Source organism: Micromonospora sp. NPDC092111, assembly GCF_044755745.1.
Classification (GTDB): domain Bacteria; phylum Actinomycetota; class Actinomycetes; order Mycobacteriales; family Micromonosporaceae; genus Micromonospora.
This window is the reverse complement of sequence record NZ_JBIVRQ010000036.1, coordinates 1-12,488: the sequence shown is the minus strand read 5'-3', so window position 1 is coordinate 12,488 and position 12,488 is coordinate 1. Positions and strand designations below refer to the sequence as shown.

The window sequence follows — 12,488 nt, the reverse complement described above, 5'->3', positions numbered from 1 at the left end:
CCGCTGCTGCCCCCGACGCGCCACCGCGATCATCCAGGCCGTCCTCGTCCTACACCACATCCAGACCAACCAAGAACCACGATAAAAAGGGCTCAGTGATTTGAGGTCGTGCACCGGCCGGGCCGTAGCGTCGCACGGCCTCCTTGCTGCCTGGCGTCTCGGTCACCTTGCGGATCGCCTGGGCGTCGGTCTGCCAGGTTCGACCGCCGGTGAGGCGGTCGAGGCGATTGGGTTCGAAGACGACGCGGCTGTCGGTGACGACCAACCTGCCGCCGAGGGTGCGGCTCGGTCCCAGTAACTGGTTGGCGATGGCCTGGTGCAGGCGTTGCTCACCCGGGTTCAACTACGGGTCGACGAACCAGATGCCCATGAATTCCCTTTCGGGGCGCGATCGTGGATGTGGTGACAGGTGATGGTAACGATGCCGCCGCCAGCGGTGCGCCCGCACACAACGCGAATTGCGGTCGAACGTATGAGGCTTAAGTGATCAACTAGAGCCGCTTTGCGCATGATTTGAGGTGTTTCGTTGAAGAGTCTGGCGCTTAGCTTGTATCTGGTGAGATTTCTGTCCGGTCTTTCGGCGATCATCGCCAAAGTTCTTGACAGATCGATCTTGTGTAGCTGAATGTATCGACCAGATCGCTGAGCGTCAGACGGGGGAGCTGTGGCCGAGCAAACTCTGTGGGGCTGGGTCCGCCTCCGAGCGAAGGTGACGGAATGGCTCCATCCCTCCGTGAGGGCGGTCGGTGCGCATGCCCCTGCAGGACGGCTGACCGCACCTCGTTCCACGGCTGCCTTGACCGTCGTCGCAGTGACTCTGCTCCTGGGAGCGGCGGTCGTGCTCGGGCCGATCGGGCAGGACTCGGCGAGTGCAGCCACCAGTTGTGCGGTAGAGGCTCCGGACGAGTCGGCAGCTGCCGAGATGGCAGCGAGGTGTGGTGCTGCAGTAGAGGCCATATCGGGCAGGACGGATCGGTCTCATGTCTTTGTGGAGCCTTCCGGCGAGCGGCGGATGCGAACCTCCGTCGCTCCCCAGCGCGTCCGGAAGCCCGATGGTTCATGGACGCCGATCTCGACGCGGCTGACGCAACGAGCAGATGGCCTGTACCGCCCGGCGGCGACCCTTGCTGACGTCGCCTTCTCCGGTGGCGGCACTGGACCGCTGGTGACCTGGCGGGAAGACGGTTCCACTTTCACCCTGTTGTGGCCTACCCCGCTGCCTCCGCCCACGATCGATGGCGCGACTGCCACCTACGAGTCCGTCCTGCCGGACGTGGACTTGCATGTGATCGCGACGAGTGATGGATACCAGCACGCGGTAGAGGTCAAGAGTGCGTCGGCGGCTGCCACCGCCGAGGTGCAGACGTTGCGGTACAAGAGCGGTGGAGACATGCGCATCGTCACGGCCGACGATGGTTCGGTACGCATGTTGACCCGGACCGGACGTATGGTGGCGCTGAGTCGTTCAGCGTCGATGTGGGACTCCTCGGTACTGTCGATCACCGGTCAGGCGCATGCCATGCCCGGCAGGGAAGAAGGCGCTGCCGAGGCGGTTGGTGAGCCGGCGACCGCCGCTGAACCGGCAGTCACCTCGCGGGTTGGGCAAGCGGCGGTCACGCTAATCGACGGCGAGATGCGGGTGTCTGCCAACCAGGCCATGCTGGCGGACCCGGGGCTGACATATCCCTTGTTCATCGACCCGCCCTTCGAGAAGCTGCGCAACAAGTGGTCGTACGCGACCAGCAACGGCGAGAACAACGACGCCACGGCGGCGCGGGTGGGCAAGCAGCCACCGGACCAGTACAGCAGCAACGGTCAGCTGTATCGGTCGTACTACGGGTTCGACGTGAACGGCCTGAACGGCAAGCACATTCTGACCAGTAATGTTCGGATCACCCTGGATCACTCCGAGTCGTGTACCCCGACCTGGGTGCACCTCTTTCGCACCTCCGCGATCACCGTGGCGTCTGGGTCGAGAATGGCATGGACCACGCGGCCACTCCCCAGCAGCGTGTGGTTGGACTCCTGGGAAGGCAACGCGAACGAGTCCGGTGGATGTGGCAGCGTCCAACCGGACAAGGATGCCGAGTTCACCAGTAGTCAGCTGACCTCGGACCTCCAGCTGTACGCCAACTCGAACTGGGATGTGTACACCGTCGGCCTGTGCGCCTGCAACGAGTCGGGCGGCTACGAGACGGCCTCCGACCGGTGGAAGAAGTTCTACACCACCAAGGCATGGCTCGAGGTCACCTACAACACGGTGCCGGGCAAGCCCGCCAACCTCACGGCGGCGGGGAAGCCGTGCGGGTCCACGATCGGAACTACCGTGGTCAAGCTCAAGGCTCAGTACATCGATGCCGACGGTGCCGCGAACACGATCAGGGGCTGGTTCGCCTACAAGGAGGCATCCGCCGCGACGCACGTGTCGGTGGCCGACCCGGTCGCCCGTCCGGCCAACAACTATGGCGAGGTCACCATCGAACTGGGAGCGGCGGCGAACGGGAAGACCTACACCTTCCACGTTCAAACCAAGGACTCCTACAACGACTCATCTCCGTTGTCGGGGTGGTGCAACTTCACAATCAACACGACTGCCGGAGCAGTGAAGGTCACCTCCACGACCTATCCCAGTGACGACGCCGCTCACGGCGGCCCCGGCGTACCAGGCACGTTCACCTTCCAACCCGAACCCGGCGACGCAGGCGCTGCCAACATCGTCAGCTACACCTTCGGATGGGTCGGCTTGACACAAAAGACCGTGTACGTAACAGCCGGCGGGATGCATTCGGTGCAGCTGACCCCGCCACGACACGGCCTCAACGCGTTGACGGTGGTGGGACGAAACGCCGCCGGGGTGCCGGGAGCGTTGGAGACCTACCAGTTCCTGGTCGGATCGCCGTCGGCGCCGATCACCCATTGGCCGTTGACGAGCGTGGGCGGAAGCGGCCTCACTGATCAGATCGGCGATGCCGACCTGGCCATCGACGCCGCGGCTACTGACGTCGCTTGGACGCCTGACACCTGGCTCCTGGGCGAAAGCACGCTGCGACTGGACGCGACGGCGGGAGGCACCAGGGGATCGGTCAGCGCTGCGGGCACCGGCCTGGACACCTCCGGTTCCTTCAGCGTGGCGGCCTGGGTGAAGCGGCCCGCTGTCACCTGTTCCGGCAACGAGACGGTGGTGTCGGTCGACGGGGCCAACACCAGCGGTTTCCGACTCAATTACGACTGCACCACTGGAAAGTGGCGGATGCGTGTACCCCAGCTCGACACGAGCAGCCCCGTGTTCGCCGATGCGTGGGCGAGCGCGGTCCTTCCTGCGGATCGATGGGTTCATCTGGCGGGAGTCTGGAACGAGACCGAGCAACGAGTCCGGCTGTTCGTCAACGGCCAGCAAGCTGCGGACATCACCCCCGATGCCTCCTGGCTGTCCTCTCGGGGTGTCGGTTGGAAGGCAACGGGCAAGGTGGTGCTCGGACGAGACCGCACTTCGACGACCGACACCGATCCGTTCACCGGTGAGGTCCGCGACGTGCGGCTGTGGAACCGTGCGATTGCCGCTGACGACATCCTCGGCACAGACAAGGACATCGCCAACGGCACCGATGACTATCCGGGACTGCTCTCCGCGCAGCAGGTCGCCCGGTGGACCTTCAACGACGGCCTGGGCATGTGCCCCGACCCGATGAGCGACGGCACCTACTGGTCGCCCATGCCCGAACTTCGTCTGCAGGGCTGCACCGACCCCTACACGTCGGGGCAGACCGTCGGCTACACCGAGGAGGCGCACGACGGGGACGGCGCCCTGTGGTTCAACTACCCACAGACAGAGGGATACGGCACTTCGGGCAACGGCACCGGCCACGCTGTCACCGACGGCCCTGTCGTACCCACAGAACAGTCGTTGACCGTCAGTGCCTGGGTCCTCCCCAATACCGTGAGCACCCAGGAGCAGGTCATCGTCCGACAGGCAGACGGCGCCGTCAAACTCAGCATCGGTCCTTCAGGCAGGTGGCAGTTCGCGGTCAAGTCGCCGACCGGAACCTGGTACACCGCAGTCTCGGACGGCTTCGCCACCGCCGGCGGATGGGCACACCTGACCGGGGTCTTCGACGGCGCGACCAGCACCGTGCGGATCTACGTCAACGGCTGCAAGCAGGCCAGCGAGGGGAGCGGCGCGATCGGCAGTGCGTCGTCCACCGTCGTGTATGTCGGCGCCGGCACCGCCACCACAGCACATCTCAAGGGTGCGCTCGATGACATCAGTGTCTACGCAGGCGCAATGACCGAGCGAGAAGCCAGCCGTACCTGCCAGAACTTCTGATCCTGCGACACCGCTTGAGGGTCTGAGCCCTCACCGGCCGACCCGAAGCTCACACTCCGATCCCACCCATCCTGAGCAAGCGTGTCTGCAAGACGGAGGTTGTGTCATGCTCGTTCTGTCCCCGCGAGGTCGCGGCCGCTCACCTCGTTACTGGCGACTCCACCGCATGATCACCACCGACCGGGGCAGGGCACGCGCCGGCTTGGCGGCCACACTCAGCCTTGCCCTCACTGCCACACTGCTGACCGCCGTCCCCGCTCGTGCCGCACAACCTGCTTCCGTCCGCCTCGGGGTGCAACGGCCGGATCCAGTCCGTGCCAGACCGGTCAAGGCGCAACCTCGGCCGAAGGACCTGACCCAGGGTGCGAAGAGCAAGCCGGAGCCGGCACCGGTATGGCCGGCCGGTGGTTCCGCACAGATCACCATGGGTACCGTCAATGCGGGGCAGGAACAGACCCACCGCACGGGCGAATCGGTGACGGCGAGCACTCGAGCGGGCTCGCTTCCGGTATGGGTCGGCAGTCTAGGAGCCGCAGTTCCGCAGGCATCCACCGCGAAGGCATCCCCGGCGGAAGTGTCCTCAGCACGGGTGCAGGTGTTCAGCCGAGCCGCCACACCCCGCAGATGGCAGGACGGACTTCTGCTCCGCCTGGACCAGGTCAAGGCCACGACCAGCCGCGGCCGGGTCAGCGTCGCCGTCGACTACTCCTCGTTCGCCAATGCCTTCGGTGCGGACTGGTCAACCCGTCTCCGGCTCCTCCAACTACCGAACTGCGCACTCGACGACGAGCCCGTCGCCGACTGCCGACCCCGCCCACTGCCCTCGCGCAATGACGTGACCCGGCAGCGTGTGTCGGCCGACGTCGACCTCGGTGTCACCGCCACCTCCGTCACCTCCGCGACCGCCGAAGCCCATGGAGTGCTTCTCGCGTTGACGTCCGCGCCGTCGGGCAGCACCGGCGACTACTCAGCAAGCTCGCTGCAAGCCTCGTCGAGCTGGTCGGCCGGCGGATCCTCCGGAGACTTCTCCTGGTCGTATCCGATGCGCACGCCGCCATCGCTCGGTGGCCCGGCCCCTGACATCACACTGGCCTACTCCTCGTCGGCCGTCGACGGTCGTAGTGACGCGTCGAACAACCAACCCTCCTGGGTCGGCGAGGGTTTCGACTACTGGCCTGGATACATCGAGCGCCAGTACAAGCAGTGCGACGAGGACAAGGGCGGCACCGCCAACAACACCAGTGACACGTACGACCTGTGCTGGGGAACCGACAACGCGGTGATGTCCCTCAACGGCTCATCCGTGGAGCTGGTCCGCGACGGTGCCAGTGGCACGTGGAAACCCAAGGTCGACGACGGCTCCCGCATCCAGCGGCTCACCGACACCGACAACGGGGACAACGACAACGAGTACTGGAAGATCACCGACGCAGAGGGCGTGCAGTACTTCTTCGGCCTAAACAGGTTGAAGGGCTGGACGTCAAGCAAGCCCACCACCAATTCCACCTGGACCGTTCCCGTGGCGGGCAACAACACCGGGGAACCCTGTCGTAAGCCCGCCTACCTCGACTCGTTCTGCGATCAGGCGTGGAGGTGGAACCTCGACTACGTCGTGGACCTGCACGGCAACACCATGTCGATGTGGTACACGCCTCAGAGCAACAAGTACGCCCGTAACGTCACCGACACCGATGACGTGAGCTACATCCGCGGCGGCACCCTGAACCGCATCGACTATGGCACGGATAACCGCACCGGCACCGACACCGTGTACACGACCACCCGACCGCCGATGCGGGTTGTCTTCACCGAAGGTGACCGCTGCCTGAGCGCCTGCGACCAGAAAGCCAACTGGAAGGACACCCCCAAGGACCAGGAGTGCACCGGCACCAGTTGCGCGGGCAAGTACAGCCCCACCTTCTGGACCACGAGCCGACTGGCGAAGGTCACCACCCAGGTATGGGACGCGACGAAGTCCCCTGCCGACTACAAGGACGTCGACTCCTGGACACTGGCCCACACGTTCCCACCCAACGGCGACTCCAGCCGTGACGGCATGTGGCTCGACAGCATCGTCAAGTCCGGCCACGTCGGCCTTCCCGCCGGCACGGGAGACGCGCTACCCGAGGTCAACTTCGACTTCGTGCAGAAGCCCAACCGGGTCGACGTGCTCGGCGACGACACCCCGCCGATGAACTGGATGCGCATGGGCGACATCTGGACCGAGTCCGGCGGCAAGATCTCCATCACCTACTCCGACCCGCAGTGCGTCAAGAACGTCACCATGCCCTCGTCTCCAGAGACGAACACGCTGCGCTGTTACCCGGTCCTCACCGAGGACCCCTACACACATCAGACCAAGACGGAGTACTTCCACAAGTACGTCGTCACCCAGGTCACCGAGGCGGATCGCACCGGCGGCGCCACCGACAAGATAACCCGCTACGAGTACCTCGACGGGGCGGCATGGCGGCACACCGACGACGACGGGCTGACCAAGGACAAGTACCGCACCTGGGCCGACTACCGGGGCTACGCCCGGGTCCGCGTACGCCAGGGAACGCCCGGCCAAGACACCCTCACGGAAACCCGCTACTTCCGGGGCATGCACGGAGACAAGAGCTCACCCACCGGTGGTGGCACGCGCACCGTCACCCTGCCCGCCGTCGACCTGAACGGCGACGGTGACACCCTCGATGCCGCGGATGCGCCGCAGAGCAACGACGAGGATGCCTGGGCCGGGATGGTTCGCCAGCAGACCGTCTACAACGGAGTCGATACCGACGCGATCTCCACCACCGTCACCAAGCCCTGGCAGTCGAGCGCAACTGCCACCCGTGACATGGGACAGACGACCACCTATGCCCGCTACTCGGGGGCCGACACCGACTGGTCGGCGGTCAAACTCGACGGAGGCCGCGGATGGCGGGTAACCCGGGCATCCACGACCTACGACTCCTACGGCGCCCCCAGCAGAGTCGACAACCAGGGCGACCTTGCTGTCAGCGGCGACGAGTCCTGCATCACGACCACGTACGCGCGCAACACCAACCTCAACCTCCTGGCGTTGACAGCCCGCATACAGACCGTCGCCCTGCCGTGTGCCCAGAGCCCCACCACCGCAGACGACATCATCGGCGATGCCCGAAGCAGCTACGACGGAAACGCCTACTACGTCGACGGGCAGAGTGGCGGCACCGCACCCACCGCCGGCAACCTCACCACCGCCGAGGAGATGAAGGGCTGGAGCCCGTCGAGCGGCGGCACCACCACCTGGCTGACCACCAGCCAAACCACCTATGACCCGTACGGTCGCCTCTTCGAAGCCACCGATGTCCGCGGCAACAAGACCACCACCACATACACCCCCACCGCCGGCGGACCCGTCACCAAGGTCGACACCGTGCAGACCTTCGGCACCCAGACATGGACCACCACCGCCGAGATCGAAGGTGCCTGGGGCAGCGCCACCGGCAACATCGACATCAACCTCAAGCGCACCGACCTTACCTATGACGCCCACGGCCGACTGACCAAGGTGTGGCTTCCCAACCGGCCGAAGTCCAGCAACCCGAACTCACCGTCATCCGAGTTCAGCTACACCCTCCGCAATGCCGGCGGCGTCAACGCCGTCACCACCAGAGCCCTCAACCCCGCCGGCAACTACGTCAGCACCTTCTCCCTCTACGACGGGCTGCTCCGCGAACGTCAGACCCAAACCGCGGCGAAGGCTGGCAGCGGCACGATCTTCACCGAGAAGACCTACGACGCCGCTGGCCGAGTGACTACGACCACCGACCAGCACTACGACAACTACCTGACCCCCGGCATCAACCTTCACACGATCGACGAATGGCGCATCAAGGGCCAGACCGTCACCCAATATGACCGCGCAGGACGCGTCACCGAGACCATCCTCCGCTCCTCAGTGAACAACGCGCTCACCGAGAAATGGCGTACCCAAACCCGCTACGGCGGCGACCGAACCTACGTCACCCCACCGGCAGGTGGCACCCCCACCACCACGATCGTCGACGCCCGCGGCAACACCACCGAGCTACGCCAGCACCTCACCAGCGGCACCTCATCCGCCTACGACACCACGTCCTACACCTACAACCGGAAGAACCAACTGGTTCAGGTCAAGGACAGCGCCAACAACACCTGGATCTACGAGTACGACATCCGGGGCCGGCAAACCTCCGCCACCGACCCCGACAAGGGCCTGACCACCACCAGCTACAACGACTTCGGCGACATCACCGAGGTCACCGACGCGCGGTCCCTCGCCCGCAACGAGAAGCTCGTCTACCAGTACGACCTGCTCGGCCGACGCATCGGCCTCTACGACAACAGCATCGCCAGCACCACCAAGCGCGCCACCTGGGCATACGACCCGAGTGGCGCCAAGGGTCAACTCGCTTCGACCAGCCGTTGGACCGGCACCAGCCGCACCGACGAATACAAGATCCGCATCCGTGGATACACCGCTCTCTACCAGCCCACCGGCGAGGACTACGTCATCCCCACCGCCGAGACCGGGCTGTCCGGCACCTACATCTTCACCCGTCAATACAAGCCCGACGGCAGCCTGGACACCGAGACCTACCCCAACGCCGGCGGGCTCGGCGGCGAGACACTCACCCACACCTACGACCCCGTCACCGGCCTCCCCGAACAACTCACCACCAACTACCCGAACGCTGGCCAGTACGTCATCGACGCCACCTACACCGAGTTCGGCGAACTCGGACTGATCCGCTACCAGCAGACCGGCCAGAGCTACGTCGACCGCTCCTTCGAGTACGAAGAAGCCACCAGGCGACTCAAGCGCGCCACCACGGCGCGCCAGATCGCCCCCCAGTACGTCTCGGACGTCCACTACGACTACGAGGACGCCGGCAACATCAAACGGATCGCCGACACACCCGCCGGTGGCACCGCCGACGTACAGTGCTTCGATCATGACCACCTGAGACGCCTTACCCAGGCATGGACCCCCACCTCCGGCGACTGTGCCGTCGCCCCGCAGGCCAACCAACTCGCCGGGCCCGCGCCCTACTGGTCCACCTGGACCTTCGATACGGCAGGCACACCCACCGCAGGCAACCTGCGTAGCGACCGCACCATCACCCCCGCCGGGACCACGGACCGCAGCTACACCTACCCCTCGGGGACGACCCGCCCGCACGCCGTCAGCGCCGTCACCGCCACCGGGCTCGGCGCGGGCACCAAGAACTACCGGTACGACGAGAACGGCAGCACCACCTGCCGCCCGAACGCCACCGCCGCCGCGAACACCTGCCCACCAGGTGCCGGCAGTGAATCCCTCACCTGGGACATCGAGGGTCACCTCACCGGAGTCACCGACAGCGGAAAGAACCACAGTTACCTGTACGACGGCGACGGTGACAGACTGATCGCCCGCGATCCCACCGGCGCCACCCTTTACCTGCCCGGCACCGAAATTCGCTACACCACTGCCACCCAGCAGAAGGCCGCCACCCGCTACTACAGCTACGCCGGCCAAACCTGCGCCATGCGGCAGAGCACTGGCGTCACGTGGATCATCGGCGACCACCAGGGCACCCAAGAGACCGCCATCAGCGCTGGCAGCCAGGCGGTCACCAAACGCCGTCAGAACCCTTACGGTGCCCCGCGCGGCACAAACCCCGCCTGGCCCAACGACAAAGGCTTCGTCGGTGGCGACATCGACGGTGAGAGCGACCCCACCGGACTGACCCACATCGGAGCGCGTTCCTACGACCCCGCCATCGGCCAGTTCATCAGCGTCGACCCACTCATCGACTTCACCAACCCCCAGCAGATGCAGGGGTACTCCTACGCCTCCTACAGCCCGATCACCTTCGCCGACCCCACCGGCGAAATGATCATGAACGATCTCCCCGGCGTCCACACCGGCGACGGCGCGCCCCCGGCAACGCCGCCGAAGGAGAAAAAGAAGAAGAAGAGCAAGTGCGGCATCTTCTCCAGCCTCTGCAACAGAGGGAAGAAGAGCGTCGACAACAGCGTCAAATGGGCCCGGGACAACGCCAAGGTCGTGGGAACGGTAGCGGGAGTCGCCGCTGGAGCACTCGCGACCGGCGTCTGCCTCGGCGCGACCGCCGGCATCGGCTCAGTCGGATGCGCCGCGATCGGCGGAGCTGTCGGAGGCGCAGTTGCCTCACTGGTCGAAGACGCCGTCGACCGAGAAGACGACACCTGGCAAGGCATGCTCGGCGGAGCCCTACTAGGCGCAGCCGCAGGAGCCGTCATCGGTGCGGGCGTAGCGGCGGTCGGTGCAGCGGCCTTCGGCGCCTCCGTCGCGCTGAGCAGCGGACTGGGCGTCAAATCAGCTGTCCAGTTCGGCGGAGGGGCAATCAAATCAGCCCTGTCTCGCACCGCCGGCAGCGCAGCCACCGCTGCTCCCAAACCCAAGATTCCAAGCCCGGGGAAGGGCTGCCACAGCTTTGACCCCGCAACCCCTGTCCTACTGGCCAACGGCACCTCTCGCCCGATCGGCGAGATCCAGTTGGGGGACGAGGTCCTCGCCCACGATCCCGAAACCGGCGTCACGGCAAGCAAGGCCGTCGAGCAACTTCACCTCAACCAGGACACCGAGCTCACTGACCTCACCGTCCAGACCGCTGATAGCAGTGAAGTCGTTCTGAAGACTACTCAGAACCACCCCTTCTGGAGCCGGGACCGCGCAGCCTGGGTCGAGGCCAAGGATCTCCAGCCAGCCGAGAAGCTGCTGTCAGGTGACAACGCTACCGCCGTCGTCGACACCGCGAACTACGGCGGGTCCCGCCAGATGCGAGACCTTACGGTCGCTGACATCCACACGTACTATGTCCTCGCCGGCAAAACGCCTGTCCTCGTACACAACTGCGGCGAAACGATTAGGGCTGGAGATCTTAAAGGTCGGTATACTCCCGGCCAGTCGACTCGCGACCCTGCTTCGCAGTGGTATCACGAATTGCTCGACAATGACGATCTCCTGGGCGGGATTAACAAAGCTGAACATGGCGACGGGATTCTAGTGTCGCGAGACGGGCGCATTCTTGGCGGGCATCACAGGGTGGATGAAGTGGTCAACCGTGTGAAAGATGGCCGCCTGAACCCCAACACGCCGATCGCAATTCAACGTCACCCATGCTCGTGCGATTAGACCGGAGTAAAGTAATTTGAGCCCTTCCGGGGAACCGATTTTCTGGCGTATCGTTGAAGCTTGTTAACGAGAGGATTCGTAAGTCTGATGTCTATAGTGAGGCAACAAGACCCGGACTTTCGTGTATGCCACATCAGCTTTGAGTCATTGCTGGAACTCCAACGGGACGCGGAGGGCAGCGGCTTCGCTACCAGGTGGACGTCGCTCGATGCTCTTCGTGCTCAGGTAAAAGAGGGCAGTGTTCTGGTGTCACCTTTAATGCGGGAGACGAGAGGCGACCTGATCCGTGCTTACCGGTGCGCTGTCCTTTTTTCTGTGGCAAGTGGGGATGGTCGAGGTGGAGTTGCGACTATCGACATTTCTCCAGCGAGGTTTGAATCGTTGGCGCGTATAGATAGGGATCCGGACGTGAGAGAGGTTCTGGGAAATGTGTTCGCGCTCGCACTAGGCGGAATTTCTACCGTGTCCAAGAATTAGTTTCTCGAATGCAAACTTTTTGCCGGGGCAATAGCATGCCGAGTGTGCCAGGGTGAAATAGTCGGCTGCGCTTCCCGGTGAACTTTGTCGGCGATGCGCGTGGTTGTGGTTATTGGTGCGCCGGCCCGACGGGGATATCTGCCCGGCGGGTCGGCGCCGTCTTGGCGGCACCATCGTCGGCCTCGAGATGCCGCCACTTTCGGTCGCGCACTGTATCGGGATGGGCGTCGATACAGATCTTGAATGGTCAGGTTCGTCCGATGTGGTCTGTGTGACGGCGTGGGGTTGGGGTAGTTCGGTGGGGTGAGGTATCCCGATGGAGGTGGGTTGTCCGCGCGGGGGCGGGCGAAGCGTGAGGCGGTGCGGCGGCGGGCGGCCGGGTGGTTCGCCGAGGGTGTGTCGGTGCCGGAGGTCGCGCGCGGGTTGCGGGTGTCGCAGACCGCGGTGTACGGATGGCGCAGGCGGTGGCAGTCCGGTGGTGAGCAGGCTCTGGCGTCGAAGGGGCCGGGCGGGTCT

The 12,488-nt window shown here is 64.8% G+C and carries 4 protein-coding genes; 3 read left to right on the top strand and 1 reads right to left on the bottom strand.

Annotated features, from left to right (window positions below; all coding sequences use genetic code 11):
* Nucleotides 1-49 precede the first annotated feature (49 nt).
* Nucleotides 50-343 (bottom strand): hypothetical protein, encoded by a 294-nt coding sequence (locus ACIQG9_RS29635; RefSeq protein ID WP_400408522.1) that lies wholly within the window; start codon nt 341-343, stop codon nt 50-52.
* Nucleotides 344-1,012: 669 nt separating this feature from the next.
* Between ACIQG9_RS29635 and ACIQG9_RS29630 the strand changes: the two genes are divergently transcribed.
* The 3 genes from ACIQG9_RS29630 to ACIQG9_RS29620 form a co-directional block, all read left to right on the top strand.
* Nucleotides 1,013-4,324, top strand: a complete 3,312-nt coding sequence (locus ACIQG9_RS29630; protein WP_400408521.1) for a LamG domain-containing protein — start codon at nt 1,013-1,015, stop codon at nt 4,322-4,324.
* Between the two features lie 166 nt (nt 4,325-4,490).
* On the top strand, nt 4,491-11,495 hold the full coding sequence (locus tag ACIQG9_RS29625) for a polymorphic toxin-type HINT domain-containing protein (RefSeq protein WP_400408519.1): 7,005 nt from the start codon (nt 4,491-4,493) through the stop codon (nt 11,493-11,495).
* Between the two features lie 804 nt (nt 11,496-12,299).
* The coding region (locus tag ACIQG9_RS29620; protein WP_400408517.1) for a helix-turn-helix domain-containing protein at nt 12,300-12,488 on the top strand (189 nt) is incomplete at its 3' end.

Bases quoted from the DNA above. Each gene is read 5' to 3' on its own strand.
- ACIQG9_RS29630 (WP_400408521.1), top strand. From the start codon at position 1,013: ATGCGAACCTCCGTCGCTCCCCAGCGCGTCCGGAAGCCCGATGGTTCA.
- ACIQG9_RS29625 (WP_400408519.1), top strand. From the start codon at position 4,491: ATGATCACCACCGACCGGGGCAGGGCACGCGCCGGCTTGGCGGCCACA.